The sequence below is a fragment of the Fibrella aestuarina BUZ 2 genome, from assembly GCF_000331105.1.
GTDB classification, from domain to species: domain Bacteria; phylum Bacteroidota; class Bacteroidia; order Cytophagales; family Spirosomataceae; genus Fibrella; species Fibrella aestuarina.
Genome location: NC_020054.1, coordinates 2,110,297 through 2,128,810, shown reverse-complemented (window position 1 = coordinate 2,128,810; position 18,514 = coordinate 2,110,297). Strand labels below are relative to the sequence as shown.

Annotated in this window: 17 protein-coding genes; 11 read left to right on the top strand and 6 right to left on the bottom strand. The window is 59.1% G+C overall.

The window, feature by feature from the left end; all coding sequences use genetic code 11:
- Positions 1-54: 54 nt before the first annotated feature.
- Complete coding sequence (locus FAES_RS08590; RefSeq protein ID WP_015330814.1) at positions 55-786, bottom strand: SDR family oxidoreductase; 732 nt, start codon at positions 784-786, stop codon at positions 55-57.
- Positions 787-930: 144 nt separating this feature from the next.
- On the opposite strand from FAES_RS08590, the gene FAES_RS08585 reads away from it, so the two are divergent.
- The 10 genes from FAES_RS08585 (at position 931) to FAES_RS08540 (ending at position 11,439) form a co-directional block, all read left to right on the top strand.
- Positions 931-2,118 (top strand): PQQ-dependent sugar dehydrogenase, encoded by a 1,188-nt coding sequence (locus FAES_RS08585; RefSeq protein ID WP_015330813.1) that lies wholly within the window; start codon positions 931-933, stop codon positions 2,116-2,118.
- Between the two features lie 61 nt (positions 2,119-2,179).
- Positions 2,180-4,078: a beta-N-acetylhexosaminidase gene (locus tag FAES_RS08580; RefSeq protein WP_015330812.1), complete on the top strand. Its 1,899-nt coding sequence runs from the start codon at positions 2,180-2,182 to the stop codon at positions 4,076-4,078.
- A gap of 133 nt (positions 4,079-4,211) precedes the next feature.
- Positions 4,212-6,014 (top strand): 7TM diverse intracellular signaling domain-containing protein, encoded by a 1,803-nt coding sequence (locus FAES_RS08575; protein ID WP_041257677.1) that lies wholly within the window; start codon positions 4,212-4,214, stop codon positions 6,012-6,014.
- Between the two features lie 61 nt (positions 6,015-6,075).
- Positions 6,076-6,795, top strand: a complete 720-nt coding sequence (locus FAES_RS08570; RefSeq protein ID WP_041257676.1) for a LytR/AlgR family response regulator transcription factor — start codon at positions 6,076-6,078, stop codon at positions 6,793-6,795.
- Positions 6,796-6,930: 135 nt separating this feature from the next.
- Entirely contained in the window at positions 6,931-7,785 is an 855-nt protein-coding gene (locus tag FAES_RS08565; RefSeq protein WP_015330809.1) for a hypothetical protein, read from the top strand.
- A 25-nt stretch (positions 7,786-7,810) separates the two neighbouring features.
- Positions 7,811-8,425, top strand: coding sequence for a cupin domain-containing protein (locus tag FAES_RS08560; protein WP_015330808.1), 615 nt, complete (start codon positions 7,811-7,813; stop codon positions 8,423-8,425).
- A gap of 70 nt (positions 8,426-8,495) precedes the next feature.
- A complete protein-coding gene (locus tag FAES_RS08555) occupies positions 8,496-9,095 on the top strand; it encodes a hypothetical protein (protein WP_015330807.1) in 600 nt (199 codons plus the stop codon).
- An 8-nt stretch (positions 9,096-9,103) separates the two neighbouring features.
- Positions 9,104-9,628, top strand: coding sequence for a hypothetical protein (locus FAES_RS08550; protein WP_148289320.1), 525 nt, complete (start codon positions 9,104-9,106; stop codon positions 9,626-9,628).
- A 92-nt stretch (positions 9,629-9,720) separates the two neighbouring features.
- Positions 9,721-10,743, top strand: a complete 1,023-nt coding sequence (gene aroB, locus FAES_RS08545; RefSeq protein ID WP_015330805.1) for a 3-dehydroquinate synthase — start codon at positions 9,721-9,723, stop codon at positions 10,741-10,743.
- Between the two features lie 126 nt (positions 10,744-10,869).
- On the top strand, positions 10,870-11,439 hold the full coding sequence (locus FAES_RS08540) for a DUF4136 domain-containing protein (protein ID WP_015330804.1): 570 nt from the start codon (positions 10,870-10,872) through the stop codon (positions 11,437-11,439).
- A gap of 115 nt (positions 11,440-11,554) precedes the next feature.
- Here the strand turns inward: FAES_RS08540 and FAES_RS08535 are convergent, their stop codons facing one another.
- Both FAES_RS08535 and FAES_RS08530 read right to left on the bottom strand, forming a co-directional pair.
- Positions 11,555-11,824 (bottom strand): UBP-type zinc finger domain-containing protein, encoded by a 270-nt coding sequence (locus FAES_RS08535; RefSeq protein ID WP_015330803.1) that lies wholly within the window; start codon positions 11,822-11,824, stop codon positions 11,555-11,557.
- Positions 11,825-11,961: 137 nt separating this feature from the next.
- Positions 11,962-12,708, bottom strand: a complete 747-nt coding sequence (locus FAES_RS08530; RefSeq protein WP_015330802.1) for a hypothetical protein — start codon at positions 12,706-12,708, stop codon at positions 11,962-11,964.
- Between the two features lie 183 nt (positions 12,709-12,891).
- Here FAES_RS08530 and FAES_RS08525 point away from each other — a divergent pair, with 183 nt between their 5' ends.
- Entirely contained in the window at positions 12,892-14,295 is a 1,404-nt protein-coding gene (locus FAES_RS08525) for an APC family permease (RefSeq protein ID WP_229364450.1), read from the top strand.
- 83 nt (positions 14,296-14,378) lie between these two features.
- On the opposite strand, the gene FAES_RS08520 is transcribed toward FAES_RS08525, so the two are convergent.
- From FAES_RS08520 to FAES_RS08510, 3 genes are all read right to left on the bottom strand, one after another.
- Positions 14,379-15,563, bottom strand: coding sequence for a zinc-dependent alcohol dehydrogenase (locus FAES_RS08520; protein ID WP_015330799.1), 1,185 nt, complete (start codon positions 15,561-15,563; stop codon positions 14,379-14,381).
- A 135-nt stretch (positions 15,564-15,698) separates the two neighbouring features.
- Complete coding sequence (locus tag FAES_RS08515) at positions 15,699-16,556, bottom strand: SRPBCC family protein (protein WP_015330798.1); 858 nt, start codon at positions 16,554-16,556, stop codon at positions 15,699-15,701.
- Positions 16,557-16,750: 194 nt separating this feature from the next.
- Positions 16,751-18,436, bottom strand: a complete 1,686-nt coding sequence (locus FAES_RS08510; RefSeq protein WP_015330797.1) for an ArnT family glycosyltransferase — start codon at positions 18,434-18,436, stop codon at positions 16,751-16,753.
- Positions 18,437-18,514: the final 78 nt, after the last annotated feature.

The following is an 18,514-nucleotide window of genomic DNA, read 5'->3' as shown; positions in this document are numbered from 1 at the left end:
AACCGCGGTCATTCACCGCCTATCAATCACCCCTCACCGTTCATCTCTTGGTCCTTATTTCTTCCCGCCCGGAATTGTGGGGCGGACTTCGATTTTGCTGGGCAGGGTACGCGGGTGCATCTTCAGCAGGTCAACTACCAGTTTGCCGATGTCTTCGGGCTGGATTTTCCAGGCGTCGGCGTCGCTGGGTACGTGGTCGGCAAACTCCGTCGCCACTGAGCCGGGCATGATGGTACTGACTTTGATGCCTTCGCTGCGCAGGTCGAGCATGATGGCCTGCGAGAAGCCAACCAGCCCGAACTTACTCGCGTTGTAGGCCGAGCCCTTCTCGAAAAAGTTGGTCCCGGCGAGGCTGGCGATGCTGATGAAATACCCTTCCGTTTTCTTCAGTTCGGCAATCGTCGCTTTGGCCGTGTTGAACACGCCCGTCAGGTTGATGTCGATCGTTTCCTGCCATTGCTCGGGCGTCAGTTCCTGAATGGGCGCGAAATGACCTACCCCGGCGTTGGCGATGACATAATCGAGCCGTTCCCACTGCCCAAGTAGCTGGTCGACCACCCGTTGCTGCGACGCCAGATCGCGCACGTCGGCGGCAAAACCCAGCGCGTAGCCTTCTTTCAACTGGTTGAGTTTGGCGGCGGCCTTGTCGGCGGCTTCCTGCGACCGGCTGGTGATCGCCACTTTTACGCCTTCGTTGATAAGCATTTCGGCTACCCCGTAGCCAATGCCTTTTGAACCACCCGTCACGAGGGCGGTTCGGATATGATTTTGAACAGTATCTGCCATAGCTCTAATAAGAAGGAAGACCAGCCTTAGGTTTCGGAAAAGAGCCTGTTTTTGTGGGAGCCGGCCGCGCTGCCTAACCTCGCCCTAATAACAAAGCAGACACCCCCACCGTTAGCGCTATAGCACTCAACGACTTACAAAACCATGATCCGTTCCTCAGTCTATATCGCCCTGACCGTGGCCGCAGCCCTGGGCTTCGCCGCCTGCCAGCGCACCGACGACCCCGCCTCGACCGAAACCAACCCCGTCACGCCACCCCAATCGGGCACAGGCACGGCAACGGCGGGCCTGCGCACCGAAACCATCCTGACGGGCTACGAAATCATCTGGGGCATGGATTTTCTGCCCAGCGGCGAGCTGCTGTTTGCCGAAAAACGCGGGCGTATGTACCGCCGACTGGGTCAGACCATCGCCGAACTGACCGGCTTGCCCACCGACATCAATACCAGCGGACAGGGTGGCTTGTTGGATCTGCGCGTGCATCCCAACTACGCATCAAACGGCTGGATTTACGCCAGTTACGCCGCCACGGTGCCAGGTACGTCGAACACGGCGCTAAAACTCATCCGCTTTAAACTCAACGGCAACGCGCTGACCGACGTGCAGCCGATTTTCCAGGCGGCCGCCACCAACCAGTGGAAAGGGCACTACGGCAGCCGCATTGTGTTCGATCAGGCGGGGCTGCTCTATCTGAGCGTGGGCGAAGGCGGACCCAGCAGCTACGGCGGCGCCAATTCGCCCAATAAAAATGCCCAGAACGTGCAGACCGAATGGGGGAAAGTCCACCGCATGACTGACGCGGGTGCTGTGCCCGCCGACAACCCGGTGCTACCCGGCAACTCAGCCCCGACTACAATCTATTCGTATGGCCACCGCAACCCGCAGGGGCTGGCTCTCAACCCGACGACGGGTGCCATCTGGGAGACCGAACATAGCGCGAAAGGCGGTGACGAAGTAAACATCATTCAAAAAGGCAAAAATTACGGCTGGCCGCTGGTCTCCTACGGCGTCAATTACGACGGCACGACCATTTCGGCGACGCCCACCATGGCGGGTGTCGAAAATCCAGTGTATACCTGGACACCGTCGATCGGCCCCTGTGGCCTGACGTTCGTAAACAGCCCGATGTTTAAGGCCTGGAGCGGCAACCTGCTGGCGGGCGGGCTCGCCTTAACGTACCTGAGCCGACTCGAACTCGACGGCAACACCGTCGTCCGCGAAGAAAAGCTGTTGCAAGGCAATCGGGTCCGCAACGTGAAGCAGGCCCCCGACGGTAGCATCTACGTATCAGTCGAAGGGCCGGGCCGCATTATTCGGTTGACGATGGAGTAATCACCCCGGCGTCGGCCCTTTCTACTACCATTCACTTTACTATATCCGCCCTAGTTACGGCATGAATTCGTCTTTCGTTTTACGTACCGCCCAAACGCTGGGCGGGTGGCGCCTGCTGTGCGTCGCGGTCCTTTTGCCACTGGCAGCCGCTGCCCAGCCTACCCTACCGGCGCTAATTCCCCAACCGCAATCCATTCAGTTAACTAAAGGGCAGTTTACGATCACGCCCCAGACGCAACTGGCGCTGCAAACACCCGTGGCCGAGGTACGGCAACTGGTGCAAACCAATCTGCCGGGTCTGCGTATCAACGATCTGGCCCGCCCCGCCAACAACATCACCGTGCGGCTGGCCGCCGTAGCCGGGCTGGGTAGCGAGGGCTACGAACTCGTCGTGACGCCAACGGGTATTCGGCTGACGGCCCCTGCGGCAGCCGGTATTTTCTACGGCTTGCAAACGCTACGGCAACTCCTGCCGCCCGACCGCGAACGGCCCGGTTTTCGGTTTGCGGGCAACGTACCTGCGGGCAGCACGACCCTGCCGGCCTGCACCATCCGCGATCAGCCCCGGTTTGGCTGGCGGGGTATGATGCTCGACGTAAGCCGCTCCTTTTTCACGAAAGACTACGTGAAGCGCTTCATCGACCTGATGGCCCGCTACAAATACAATGTGTTTCACTGGCACCTGACCGACGATCAGGGCTGGCGGATCGAGATCAAAAGCCTGCCCAACCTCACGCAGGCGGGCGCGTGGCGAGCCCCCCGCACCGGCCCCTGGAACAGCCGCGAGAACCCAATCCCCGGCGAACCCCAAACCTACGGCGGCTTTTACACGCAGGACGAGATTCGGGAGGTGGTGCGCTACGCGGCCGAACGGCAGGTGATGGTGGTGCCCGAGATTGACATGCCGGGGCATATGCTGGCGGCGATTTCGGCCTATCCGTCGCTGACGTGCAGCGGTAAGAAAGTGCCCATTTACCCCAATGGCAAGTTCTACAAGCTGGAAGACAACACGCTGAACCCGTGCAGCGACAGCACCTATCTATTTGTCGATAAGGTGTTTACCGAAGTGGCGGCGCTGTTTCCGGCCCCGTATATCCACATCGGGGGCGACGAAGCGTATAAAGGCTTTTGGGCGAGTTGCGAGGCCTGCAAACCGCTGATGGCCGCCAACGGGCTGAAGACGGTGGAAGAGTTGCAGAGCTATTTCGTGCGGCGCGTGGAAAAGATCGTCAACAGCAAAGGCAAGCGCCTCATTGGCTGGGACGAGATTCTGGAGGGTGGCCTGGCACCCGGCGCTACCGTGATGAGCTGGCGGGGCATGAACGGGGGCATTGCCGCCGCCAAACAGGGTCGCCCGGTGATCATGACGCCTTACCAAAATTGTTACCTCGACCTGTACCAGGGTGACCCTTCGGCCGAACCGAGTACCTACAGCCTGTGCCGCCTCAGCAATTCCTACGCCTTTGAGCCCGTTCCCGACAGCGTTCGGTCCGAGCTGATTCTGGGCGGACAGGCCAACCTCTGGACGGAGTCGATACCCACCACACGCCACGCCGAATACATGGTCTGGCCCCGTGCGTTTGCCATTGCGGAAGCCTTATGGTCGCCCAAAAGCAGCCGCAACTGGACCGATTTTATCCAGCGGATGGAGCGGCATTTTGTCCGGTTCGACGCGGCGGGGGTCAATTACAGCCGCAGCTACCTCAACCCCTTCGTGACGGTGCAACGGCAGGGCCCCGGCGGCTTACTCGATGTGATTATTACCCACGAACTGCCCGACACGGATCTGTATTACACCACCGACAATACCCTTCCCGACGCGCAGTCACCCCGTTACATGCAGCCGTTTGTATTCCCGAAGGGCGCCGACCGCCTGCGCGTGGTGGCCTACCGCAACGGACAACCCGTGGGTCGGATGCTGGATATTCCGCTGACGGATCTGGCCGCACGCGCTCGGTAAATACCCCCGCGGAATCCCGGTTACGGATGCCGTACTTTGCCTCATGAGGTACGGAAGTAAAACAGAAAAAGCAAGCTACAACAGGCTGAGCCGCAGTAGGTTCAACCTATTGCGGCCCAGCCTGTTGCTAGCATTGAAACTACTACTGCTAGCCTGCCATACCAACGATGGTCGCCGTAACGTACCCACCGGCAACGTACCTGCGGCCGTGCAGCTCGACCGGGCGGGGGAACCCCACGCGCTGCAGGCGGCGGTAACGTACCTGACCGAAACCGGCGGCCCACTCACCCTCGAACAGGTACGTCGGCAACCGATGATGCCGGTCGAAGCTGATCAGATCGATTTTGGGCATACCGATCGGGTGCACTGGCTGCGGTTTTCGATCAGCAACGGGGTAGCGGCGCAACAGCCAGTTTGGGTGCTGCGTGTGATGAGCCTGTCATCAACGGTCTGCGATCTGTATCTGGTCGATCCGACGGGGCGGGTTAGGCAGTGGCCCGCGGGTATCCGGTTTTCGTTTGCCCAGCGCCCGTTCGACGCCCTCACCTTCGATTTCCCGCTTCGGCTCACCGACCCGCGCCCCTACACGGCTTACCTGCGGCTGGCGGGGGTCAATTCGCAACAATACACCCTCGACTTGCTGCCGCTGCCCGTGGCCCACCGCTACGCCCGCGAGTTCGAGACCATCATGGCGCTCTACTTCGGGGCGATGCTGGCCATGCTGATCTACAACGCCTTTCTGTTTGTGTCGGTGCGCGACCGGGGCTACCTGCTCTACACGGTGTACCTGCTCGCCATGACGGCCACCCACCTGTGCATGTACGGGCTGGGCTTCAAATGGCTCTGGCCTGACAACCCCGACTGGGCTGTCCGGGCGCAGAACGTGTTTACCGGCCTGACCATCGCCACGGCGGCGGCCTTTGCCAATCATTTTCTGGCGATTCCGCAACGGCTCCCGCGGCTGCAGTGGGTGCTGTATAGCTTTATCGTCGTGGGGCTGGGCATTTCGGGATTAGCCCTGCTGGCCAATTCGGCCCAGATTACGCAGTTTGTCGCGCTATCGGTGGTACCGGTGATTCTGGTCACCTGGGTGGCGGCGCTGCTGATCTGGCGGCGGGGTTACGCGCCCGCTCTGTTCTACGTATTGGGCTGGCTCGTGCTGTTCGTTACGATCGGGTTGTTTTCGCTCAAAAACTTGGGCATCTGGGCCGGGGCCACGTTTGTCAATTTCCTGATGCCGATCGGGACGGCTACCGAAATGCTGTTGTTTTCGTTTGGTCTCGGCTACCGCATCAACCTGTCGCGGCGCGAGCAGGCGCAGCTCCAACAGCAACGAGCCGAAGCCGAGATGCGGGCGCTCCGGGCGCAGATGAACCCGCATTTTGTGTTCAATTGCCTCAACACGCTCGACTACTATATCCTGAGCCAGCAACCCGACCGCGCCTCCGATTTCCTGCAACGGTTTTCGCAGCTGATCCGCAACGTGCTCGAGCAGTCGCGCCACGAGTCGATTCTGCTGGCCGATGAACTGGCGACGCTCAGGCTCTACATCGAACTGGAACAGGAGCGCAGCCGGAGCCGGTTTACCTATCAACTCGATTGCGACCCCACCCTAAGCCACGTACCCATCGCCCCCATGCTTATTCAGCCGTTTGTGGAGAACGCCATTCTGCACGGGCTACGCCACAAAACCGATGGCACCGGTCAGCTCACGATCACGTGCCGGCACGAGGCGCCGCACCTGCTGATTACGATCGCCGACAATGGCATTGGGCGAACCGCGGCCGCGGCACTCCACCAGCCGCCAACGACCAACCGGCGCGAATCGCTGGGGATGACCGTTACGGCCGAACGGCTGGCGGCGCTGGGCGCGTACCTGACGGTGGCCGATGGCGCGCCAGGTACGTTGGTTACGCTCACCATCAAGCTCAGCTGACGTACCTGAAACCAGCGGCCAAAACTGGCTCAATTCGCGGTTTCTCGTTATTTTCAGGCCGATGAACGCCATTCTGATCGACGACGAACGCATGAGCCTCGAGGTGCTGGCGATCAAGCTGCAACGCGTGGCCCCCGCCATTCAGCTTTTGGCCAGCTACGACGACCCCGAAGCCGGGCTCTTGGGTTTACGGCAGCATCAGCCCGACGTGCTCTTTCTGGATGTCGATATGCCACGGCTGGATGGGTTTGCGCTGCTGAACCAGTACGGTCCCTACCCGTTTGAGGTCATTTTCACCACCGCCCACAGCCAGTATGCCATCGAAGCCGTGCGGCAGAGCGCCGTCGATTTCCTGCTCAAGCCCGTTAGCGAAGCCGAATTGGGCCAAGCCATCGCCCGGCTCGAGCAACGCCTTCAGACCAAAGCGCCCCCTACCCCTGCCTGGCCACTTCAGTTTCAGAAACTGCCCGTACCGTCGGGGCGGGGCGTGGTGTTCATTCCCATCGAACACATCATCCGCCTCGAAGCCGACAGCAATTACACTACCTTTTATTGCACCGACCGGCCGCGGCTGGTGGCCTCGCGCACCATCGGCCAGTTTGCCGATCTGCTGCTGCCGATGGGGTTTGTGCGGGTGCATCGGTCGGCGGTGATCAACGTGCGGCACATTGCCGAATACATCCGGGGCGATGGCGGCACCATTGTGATGGTCGACGGCAGCGAGGTCGATGTGTCGCGGCGCGAAAAAGCACAGGTGCTCGAACTCCTCGGCCTGGCCTAGCCACCGCTCCAACAGCGGCTCAATCGTCTCTGCCACTCGTCCGACAAAACCGGCCATTTACGCATTCTGGCAAGAGGTAACACTAGCATACGTCTAGGTTTGCAACACACCCATTCGTGCGGTGTGCGCCATACCATGCAACGTACCTGTCTGTTTTTTACCCTACTGCTCGTAGGACTAGGCTGCGCAAAAACCCCCGACGACGGTAGCGCCCCTACGCCCACAGACCCCGGCACCACGCCCACCGGCCTTGGCAAGGGGCAACCCGGCACCGTCGGGCTAGCGGGCCTCGATGCCTGGGATAAACTCGCTACCGTCGAAAAAGACCGCATCAACGGCTGGCGGGTACTGTTTCTGCACCAATCCGTCGGGCAGGATCTCGAAGAAGGCAGCCGCGCCAATGGCTATCGGTTCACTTACTACGGCCCCGACGGCAAGTTGAGCGACGGCCTCAACGGCGGCATTTTCGTCGACGTAGGCGGCATCGCCAACGGTAATCCGACCGACAAGATCCGGGTATTTAAAGACCATGCCTTGCGCAACAAGGCCACGCTCCAGATCGCCGTGTTCAAGTTTGGCTATGCCGACATCCGCGACGACAACCGGGAGGCGGTCAAAACGGCCTACAAAACCTTCGTCGATGACCTGCGCGCCCAGATTCCGGGGCTGCGGTTTGTGCACATCACGCCGCCGCTCGTTTACGATACCTCGGCCGATGGCGGCAATGCGGCCAAGCAGAACGTGGGCCAATGGATGAAAACCACCTTCGGCACAGTCGACGTGATCTTCGATTTGCAGGCGATCGAAACGAACGAAAACGCCTGTCAGCAGGGCGGCGTCGCCCGCATTTGTCAGGATAACCGTGCCAGCGCCGCCGATCCGTCGGAAGTAAATGGTATCGACTCCGACGGGCAGGGGCACCTGGGCAAACGGGCGAGTCAGCGCATCAGCAAAGCCCTGTTACTGAGCATTTATCAAGCCGGCAGCTAACCTATTCACTCTCATTTTCTCTACCATGGAACGTCGCGATTTTCTCGCCTCAACCGCATTGGCAAGCCTGTTTATGGGCGGGCCGCTACTCGCCTCAGCCGCGCAGCCCCTACCGGGTGCCGATCCGCTTCAGCCTTTCTACGTGCCGCCCGCCGAACCCCTCACGCCCGGCCCCACCGGCCTGAACATCCGCACCCGGGTGCGCCACGGGCAGACCAACGGGCAATTTTCCTGCGTCGAGTTTGCCGTGGCGCCGAAGAAGATGGGCCCGGCCCCGCACCTGCACAAAGACCTCGACGAGCTGATGTTTGTGCTGGAAGGCACCGCTATGGTGCTGGTCGGTGACACCGAGTACCAGGTGCAGGCGGGAGGCTGGCACCTGCGGCCGCGCGGGATCGTGCACACCTTCTGGAACGCCACCGATAAACCCGTGGTCGCCATCGACTGCTACTTTCAACAGCCATTTGAAGAGTATCTCGAAGCCTCGACGAAGACCATTCCCGAACTGGCCAAAAGCCGGGGCCTGGCCATGAACGCCCCCGAAATTCAGGCCATGTACCGCGACCTCCACCAGAAGTTCGGCATGGTGAGTTTTCCCGAAAAACGGCAGGCCATCGTCGACAAGTATCAATTGCGTTAGGGGATGGTCAACCAATTGGCCAAAGCGAGTCGATTGAGGCCCCAACAGTCACTAGCCTTTCTGACCAACAATGACTAATCGAAAAGGGTGTTTGCCCATTCTGGTCGTGCTGCTGCTGAGCGGTGCCACGTTTATGGTAATCCGCTTCTACGGCGGCAAGTTCATCGACCGGTTTCAACGGCCCTGGGCCTACAGCACCACCGAGCCGCTGCTCGTGGGTACGTGGCGGGGTACGTTCCGCGACCCCAACGGCGTAGCCAAAACCCTGACGCTCCAGATCGACCTGCCCGAAACCGACGACGAGCGCTGGGACCGGGCAGGCCGACGTACCCGGTCGAAAAAACGGGGCCGCAACAACGAAGCGTTCGACGGTCTGGCAACCGTGACGGGCCCGCGCGGGCAGGAGCCGTACACGCTCTACGGGCGCGTGAATGACGACGACTGGCACCAGTTGGAAATCATTCAGTTCAGTACGCCCGACGGCCAGAAAGCCATGCGCCAGAATTTCAACGTCCACTCGGCGGTGGCGGGCGGGCAATGGGCCGCCGACCGCCTGACGCTGCACCTCGCCTTTACTTACATCACCCCAACCGGCTCGGCCTTCTGGAACAGCGCCGACCCGCGCTACGAACATAAAGCGGCCATTACACTTACCCGGCTCAATCCATGAACAACATCATGAAAACGCTTCTACTCTACATCACCTCAGCTGCTATACTCTTCGCTAACGCAGGTGCCGGTTGCGGCAGTAAGTCAGCTACGGTTGATCCACAACCGGATGGGTTCCAGTCGCTGTTGGGTAAATGGCAGGCGCAACGGGCCACCTACGAGGTTACGGAGCAGAATGGTAACTACTTTGAATCGGGCCCCGATTTCATCAAAAACGGGGTCACGATCATCTGGGAGTTTTTGGGCGATGGGCGGCTAAGGTCGACCGTCGACGGGAAAAGCCGGGAGGTGCGCTGGAAACTGAATGTAACGCGGCTGAGCGGCCAGAACATCGACCTGGGTACGTTAACCATCATCGGCGACGACGAACGGAGCCTGGCCCAATCGCTGGGGCAAACAGGCGACTTAACGTACAACATCGGAACGATGGCCACGGGAAGCAGTGGCTTTGCGGTGATGTACCTGAGCGCCGACGTGACCAGTCAGGGGCCTTACAAAAAGAATATACTCCGTTACACCTACCATAAGTTGTAGCGTAGCTTTGGGGCATCTTCAACAAAGCCGTATGTACAGGCGCAACCTATCCACGGTCGTCTACGTACTGCTGACGGTTCCCCTGCTTCGTGATGCCCCAAATTGCTCCCCTTGCCACCACGCTTCCGGCGTTTATCGACGCTCAGGCCCCTTCGGCGCTGGCTGTTCTGGTCGATAACCACACAGCCCGCCACTGTTACCCACTCGTAAAATCCCTGTTGCCCAAACACACGCTGATTAAGATTCCGGCGGGCGAAACCAACAAGAATCTGGGTACGTGCGAAACCATCTGGGGCGCCCTCACCAACGCCAATTTCGACCGCCACGCGCTCGTGCTGAACCTGGGCGGCGGAGTCATCGGCGACATGGGCGGTTTCTGCGCAGCAACCTACAAACGGGGTATTGCCTTCGCTCAACTGCCCACCACGCTGCTCTCACAGGTCGATGCGAGTGTGGGCGGTAAACTGGGCATCGATTTTCAGGGATTCAAAAACCACATCGGCGTCTTCACGCAGCCCAACGACGTGCTGATCGATACGGCGTTTCTGGGTACGTTACCCCCGCGCGAACTACGCTCGGGTTTTGCCGAAGTGATCAAACACTGCCTCATTGCCGACGCCGCCGAGTGGGAACGCCTGCGGCGCTACGATCTGGAAGACCTCGACTGGAACACCGCCGTGGCGCACTCGGTCGCGATCAAGCAGCGCGTGGTGGAACAGGACCCCACCGAGAAGGGGTTGCGCAAGATTCTGAACTTCGGCCACACGCTGGGGCACGCCGTGGAGACGCATTTTCTGGAGCGCCCCAAGGGTCGCCTGCTGCATGGCGAGGCTATTGCCGCGGGGATGATTATGGAGGCGTTTATTGCCCACCAGAAAGGAATGATCGACGCCGCGCTGCTCGCCGAAATCGAAGAATACCTGTTTGCCGTATATGGCAACGTGCCGTTGACGGAGGCCGATCTGGAACCGGTGCTGGCGCATACATTGCAGGACAAAAAGAACCGCGCCGGTCAGGTCCGGATGGCGTTGATCGACGGGCCGGGACAGTGCGCCTACGATGTGCCGGTAACTAAATCGGAGATGCGCCAGGCCCTTGATTATTACCGGGGTTAGCTTATTGTAAAATTAGCGTCCACTGCCTTCGTTGTTTAAAACCTTAGTTCCTATATTGCTGTTCTAAGTCTGTCTTTTATCACCAAAACCAGAACATAATTAGTAACAACATTTACCAGCGAAATTATGAGCAAGTTCTTTGCCACGTCTCTTATTCTGGCCCTGTCCGGTCTTGGTCTGTTCTGTTGCTCGCCCAGTGGCGGCGGACGCCTGTTTGTTGAACACGATTATAGCTACGAAGGCCACTTCAAAGACTACAAATCGTTCAACTTTCTGGAATGCGAGTTCATCGACTCGACCCTGCTCTGCTCGGATATTCAGGATGCAATCCGGCACCAGATGGAAGCCCGTGGTTACCGGGTCAGCAACCGCAGCCCGAACTTGCTCGTTTCGTACAATATCTTCCGCAGCGACCTGCGCTTTCGGGGCTATCAGCAGCCTGTAATTAAAGACTGGGTGGTGCGCGAAGATGACGATGCAACCTACAAACGCATCGACTACAACCTCGACGAAGGCACGCTAATGATTTCGCTCATCGACGCCGAGTCGTATCAGGTGATCTGGAAAGGCTACGCGTCGAAAATGATGCGCAATCAGAACTTCAAGAACAATTACTTCAAAGGCATCGTCCGGTCGATCTTCGATCAGTACCCGCTCATGGCCACCAACAGCTCAAGCTCGGGCTACGGGAGGTAGCGTTACCGAATGAATACTGGATGATGTAGAATGAATAATGGGCTGGCGCAAGAGTAGACGCGCCAGCCCATTATTCATTCTACATCATCCAGTATTCATTCGGTAACTGGGTCATTCAGTAACTGGCAATTTGCTCGTGGGCGTAGCACCAGAGCCAGCGTTCGCCGGGTTCGGCAGAGATCACCACCGGATGATTCGTTTCGTGGAAATGCTTCGTAGCATGTCGATTGGGCGATGAATCGCAGCAGTGCGTGTGGCCACAGGTCTGGCAGGTGCGCAAATGCACCCACGAATCACCCGTCTTGATACACTCCTCACATACATAGGCCTGCGCGGGCTTAATGTCGGTTAGCGCAAGCAGGTCTTCGCAGGCTTTTTGTCTCATGAGTTAAAAATAATGCAGAATCGGTAATGTGTAGTAGTAATGAACAATGTACGATGTATAATGCACAATGGGGCTGACGCGTCTACTCTTGCGTCAGCCTCATTATTCATTCTACACCATACATTATTCATTCTACCCTACCTCCGGTTGCTCGTCTTGCTGGCCGCGGCGGTGGTTTTGTTACGTTTGGCGGCGTCACTGCGTGACCCCTCCTTCTGGCCCTGTTTGGTCAGGCTCAGGTTTGATCCGCCCTGCGACGGAGCGCCGTTTGCCCCCGTTTTCTGGGCTGAGCTAGCCTGCCCGGCTGCCGACGCCGACTGACTCTTGTCGTTGGCTTCCATGGCCGCCGCCCGGCTTTTGGGCTTCACCGAGCGCGTTTCTTTCGTTCGTGCACCAGGAGCGCCACCTGTGGAGGCCACACTGGCCGAGCCATCGGAGGTGCTGCCCTGCGTTTGTACAGGCTTGGTACCCGCATTGCCCACGTTCCCATTGCGCGTGCCCGACGCTGATTTCACCGGTTTCTGTACCGGGATATTCGGCTTTTCGGACTTGCTGGCGGTGCTGGCCGCTCCTTTCGTTGGGCTACTGTTAGCTACCGTACCGCCGCCCGATGCGTTCTTTTTGTCGCCACCCGGCGGGGCGACGTTGGTGGGCGACGTGGGCGAGAGGTTCGAATTGCCCGACCGCGATACGCCATCTTTCATTTTCTCGCTGCCGCGTGTGCCCACCTGCTCTCCGCCTTTCCGTTGCAGGCCTTCGGTCGACGAGGTATTGCGCTGCCCGCTCCTGGCGGTGTTAGCGGACCCGCTTGGTTGGTTTTGTGCCAGCGCGGCGGTGCTCAAAAAAAGCCCCAGCGCCAGACTGGCTATCCATTGTCGTTTCATAACGTTTCGTTTATAAGTCTATTAACTCAATAAACTATCAATACAAGTCTATGTTTCGCTAAAATGCCGCAGTGGCGAACGGGCCGAAATGGTTTGGCGTTTGCCGTTTGATGTTTGCTCGTGCGTAGCTCTGTAACGCACCACCGCAACGTCAGCCTGCTACCGTCAAACCACAGACCGCTTTTGACTAAACCGCTACCTACTTCGTCTGACACCACCCCAACCGACGCCCTGCCCCGGCGGTTGAGCCTTTTGCAGGGTACAGCCCTCAACATGATCGACATGGTGGGGATTGGGCCGTTTGTGGTGCTGCCTATTGTGATGAAAAGCGTGGGCGGGCCGCATTTTCTGCTGGCCTGGGCACTGGGCGCCGTCGTGTCGCTGATCGATGCGTCGGTATGGGCCGAACTGGGGGCGGCCTATCCGCAGGCGGGTGGCAGCTACAACTTCCTTAAAATTGCGTTTGGCGAACGGCGCTGGGGGCGCTTGCTGTCATTTCTGTACGTCTGGCAGACGCTCATTCAGGCCCCGCTGGTGGTTGCGTCGGGCGCCATCGGTTTCGCGCAATACGCCTCGTATCTGTATCCACTCGATGAATTGACGCGCCGCTGCCTCTCGGGCGGGGTGGTGCTGCTGGTGATTGCCCTGCTGTACCGCCGTATCGACGGTATCGGGCGCATCAGCGTGTTGCTCTGGGTGTGTGTGTTGGGTACGATGGGCTGGCTGATTGTGGGGGGCCTGTGGAACGGTAAACAGCCCGTAGGTACGTTGCTGGGCGACGCCTGGACGGCCGCCGGTGAGGTGTCGCCGCTCATACTGGCCACTGCGATCGGCAGCGCGTCGGTCAAGACCATCTATTGCTACCTGGGCTATTACAACATTGCGCACCTGGGTGGTGAAATCCGCAATCCCGAGCGCAATATTCCGCTGAGCATGTTTCTGTCGGTGGTGGGCATTGCGCTGCTTTACGGGTTACTCAACCTGAGCGTTGCCAACGTGGTGCCGTTTCAGGAAGCAGCCAACAGCCCGTTTATCGTCAGTACGATGGTCGAAACGCTGTATGGACCGGGAGCGGCGCGGCTGGCAACGCTGATGATCCTGTTGGTGGCGTTCTCATCGTTGTTTGCCGTCTTGCTGGGCTATTCGCGCGTGCCGTATGCCGCCGCTGCCGACGGGCAGTTTCTATCAGTTTTCGCCAAACTTCACCCAACGCGCCAATTCCCCTATGTCTCGCTGCTGTTTCTGGGCGGGCTGGCGTTTGTCTTCAGCCTGTTGTTCAAGCTATCGTCGGTGATTACGGCCATCCTGGCGATGCGCGTGGTCGTGCAGTTTATTGGGCAGGCAGTCGGGTTGATGCTGCTGCATCGTCGCGCCCGACGAACCACGATGGCCGACGGGCAACCCGCCATTCGGTTTCCGTTCCGGATGCCGCTCTATCCGTTACCGGCCCTGCTGGCGATTGGTATCTGGAGCTTTATTTTTTATTCGACCGGCGTCAGCTACATGATCTCCGGGATGGTCGTTACGCTGCTGGGTACGTTGGTCTACCTGATCACCGCCCGCGTCCGCAAGGTGTGGCCTTTCTAAGATGTTCAACGTTAGCTGACGCAAGCGTGTTACTGACGCGCCAGCTAACGTTGAACATTGGACGTTGAACCTTGAACCCCTTTTTACGCGAACGTACCGCTGGGCAGCAGGACGGCTTTCAGAATGCCGTCGGCGCGGCGGTTGAAGGTGTCGTAGGCGGTCATGCCCTGCTCAAGCGTGAACGTATGCGTGAACATATACGACGGATCGACCTCGCCTTTCTGGATGTGCTCAAACAGGCGCGGGATGTAGCGCTGGGCGTGAAGCTGCCCCATCTTCCAGGTCAAGCCTTTATTCATGGCAGCGCCCATCGGGATACTATCAACGAAGCCACCGTATACGCCCACGATCGACAGGTTACCGCCTTTCTTCGCCGCGATAATCATCTGCCGCAGCACCAGCGGCCGGTCGCTTTCGATCCGTACGTACTGCTTTGCCTTATCCATGTAATACTGGAACGAATCATCGACGGCCTCGGTACCAACCGCATCAATGCAGCAATCGACGCCGCGCCCGGCGGTCATTTCCTTCAGCGCCTGCAACACGTCGACCTTCGAGAAATCGATGATTTCGGCTTTGCAGTGTTGGCGGGCCAGTTCGAGGCGAGCGGGTTCGCGGTCGATGCAGATCACCCGCCCCGCGCCCATCAGCCACGCACTTTGCATCGCCATTTGGCCAACGCCACCGGCACCCCACACGGCCACGATGTCACCGGGTTTGATGTCGGCCATATCGGCGGCCATGTAGCCCGTCGGGAAGGCGTCGGCGCAGGCAATCGCCTGGTCGTTACGGATACTTTCGGGCACTACAAAACAGCCTTTGTCGGCAAACGGGACGCGCACAAACTCGGCGTGGCCACCGGCGTAACCGCCAAACGAATGCGAATAGCCGTAGAGCGCCGCCGGGGCATCGCCAAACATCGGCTCGACCATGTAGGCGTTGGGGTTCGAGTTATCGCAGAGCGACCACGACTCGTTTTTGCAATAAGCGCATTCGCCGCAGCCGATCGTTGCCGCCACCACAACCCGATCACCGCGTTTGAGGTTTTTCACGCCGGGGCCAATCTCAACTACTTCGCCCATGAATTCGTGGCCGATGATGTCGCCCGCCATCATGGTGGGGATATAGCCGTTGAGCAGGTGGAGGTCAGACCCGCAGGTAGCCGACCCAATTACGCGCAGAATAGCGTCCTGCGCATCGACGATAAACGGATCGGGCACGCGCATCGGGCGCAAGTCATACCGACCCTGGAAGGTGAGTGCTTTCATAGATGTTGAGTCTATAGAGTCGTTTTGACAGGAGTCCAGAGTCTGGAAAGTCGGTTTAGTATATGCACTTCCGTGGGCAACACGTAAACCAGCTTTCCAGACTTTGAACTCCTGTCAAAACGACTGTCCAGACTTTTAGATGATCGCGTTTTGGGCGTTTTCTTTGTCCGATTTGGGGCTTCTCGAATGCGTTTGGGGCTGGTCGAGGTGTTGGCGCAGGGCAGGGTTGATGCGTTCCGGCTCCCGACCCGACGGGCCTTCGTTGGACGGAATCAGACCCGTTTCCATGATGCGCTTGAATCGGCGGATGTCTTCTTTCACCATTTGCCGGAACGCCGGCTGGAACAGCTTGGCAACGGCCGTGCCCAACTGGCCCGCAGGCGGCGTGTAGCGGATGGTTACGTGGACCTCGGTGCCCCGGCCCGGAGGGGCGTCCTGAAAGCGCACCTCCCCCGCGTTATCGACTGTCGACTCGCTGACGGACCGCCACAAAAGCCGCTCGTTTTCAACCTCTTCAATGATTTCGGCATCCCATTCGATGTTGCCAATGGCGTCGATTTTCTCCGTGCCCGGTACCGGCGCTACCCAGTGCGAGCGCCGCTCGTCGAGCTGCGTCACCGACTGGAGGTGCTTCATGAATTTGGGCAGGTTTTCGAGTTTCCGCCAGTATTGATAGACTTCGTCGCGCGGCTTGTTGATCGTGATGCTCCGGCTGATTTCGAGCGGTTCGATGCGGCTATCTTCGGCCGTGTTCCGACCAACAGCCTGATTAATGGGACAAAAACCCGAAGCGCCCCGAAATGCCAGGTAGCCGCCGATCGTTGCCAGCAGCCAGCTTCCGCGCCGGGCGCCGATGGTTGTCAGTAAGGCGCCCGCCGCCGCTGAGATGATCCGCTCGTTCTGGCCAATATTGACCACGCTCGAACCGGTAGCAAAGGGCTGGATCGACGACATGCCTTTGATGTCGCCCATCGCAAACTGTTTGTCTGCCATGATGATTGGGTTGAGTTGATACTTATTCTACTAATCAACTCGGGTACCCATCATTCGGCGCAGTTTGTGAGGGAGCGGGACAACGCAGCGTTCTGAGTGTAACGCTCTGATTTTGACGATTGGCTGTTGCCCGTCGAAGGAACAGGCGACAGCCAATCGTCATCTGGTAATAAGCCATTTGTCGGCTACCCAGCCTACTTTACCTCGGCTAGCACATACGCCCGCAGCGTACTTGCGCGGGTTTCCGGATTCAGGAACGTACCCGACAGCTGACTAACGTGGTAATAGGGAAACGTGGCGATCCGACGTACCTGGAAACCGTGCTGCGCCAGCGAATCGGCGTAGGGCGCGCTCGTGAACACCTGCACCGGCCCCGCCTGCGTGGCTTGCTTCAACGTTGAATCCTGATACAAGTACTGCGTGGGCTGTTTGGTATAGTATTCATACGACCACGAGCTTTCGCCAAACGTATGCACGCCATACAGGTACGTCTTCCGTTGCAGCGCGGGTTTTTCGTTGGCAAAATCGGCGGCAACCATTCCTGCTTGGTACTGCATGATTGAGGGATACAGAATCAGGTTGATGACCCCGCCCAGCATCGCCATCAGGCCCACCATCCGACCCATCATCGTACCCATCGGGCCACGCTCGGCGGTTTGGTAGCGCCAGAACAGCGCCGCCGTCGTCACCGTAAACAGCCCAATCCAGAGCAGCCCTTCCAGCAGCCGGGCCGGTTGGTAGAACAGCACGATACCCGTCACAAACAGCGTTCCGACTACGCCCAGCACCGTTTGCCCGATCACCCAGCGCCGCAGAACAACCGGGCTGCGGGTAGTGAGGTAATGTGCCCCCAGGATGGTGTAGAACGGGAAAACGATGTTGAGGTAATGCGGCAACTGAAAGCGAGAGGCCGAAAACAGCACGAAGAGCGTGAGCCCCGCCCCCAGCGAGAGGTATTCCGGCAGTGGATTCTGTCGGCGGACGAGGCCCGCGATGGCCCGCCCCACGGCCGCGTAGAACGGCAACGCCCAGGGGAGCATCGCCCAGAGCAGGGTATGCGTAAACAGCAGCGGATCGCCGCTGCCGCGCAGGGGGCCGTTGTTCAGGAAGCGACCCATCTGACTATCCCAAAAGAAAAACCGCAGCCCCGACGTACCCGTCTGCCCATACACCACTTTCTCGGGATGCGCGTCGAATTGCTGATAAAGGCAATACAACTCGGGGGCCGTGAACACAAACGTCAGCACGATCGCCACGAGCCAACGTAGTTCAAATAAGGAACGTACCTGACCCGTCAGCAGCGCGTGGATCACGAGCCCCGCCCCCACCGTCACGACCGGCACCACGGGGCCTTTGGTCATCATGGCGCAGGCGGCCAGCAGTGAACCCGCCACGATATGCGGCCAGGCGTTGGTCTGTTTTTCCTGCCAGGCCCGCATGAAATGGTAGGCCGGGCCGATGATGAAAAGCGTCAGGAAGGGTTCGGCGCGCACGTCGGTATTCGACAGGATCACGTGGTAGGCCGTGCCGAACATCAGGGTCGCCACCTGCGCCACCAGCACCGAATAGTTGAGTCGAGCGAAGCGATAGGTGTAAAACAAACTGCCGCAGAAACAGAGCAGCGCGGGAAGTTTATAGGCCGCCGTGGTAACGCCCAGCAGCTTCATAAACAGCACGTTGAGCACAAACGGAAGCCGGGGTTTGTCGAGCCATTCGACGCCGCAGGAATACAGATTGACGTAGTCGCCGGTCAGAAACATTTCTTTGGCAACGGTGCCGTACAGGCCGTTGTCGGGTTCCATAATCGGCAAAAACAAGGCCGTGAAGTTGGCCGCCACCACCAGGCCAAGCAGACTAAAAAAGAGACGTTTGGAAAACATGGGCGCAAAGGTAAACGGCGTGGGGCAAGGGGCACGGGCTGCCAGGCAAAGAGTTGCGACGGATAGATTGCACCGCGC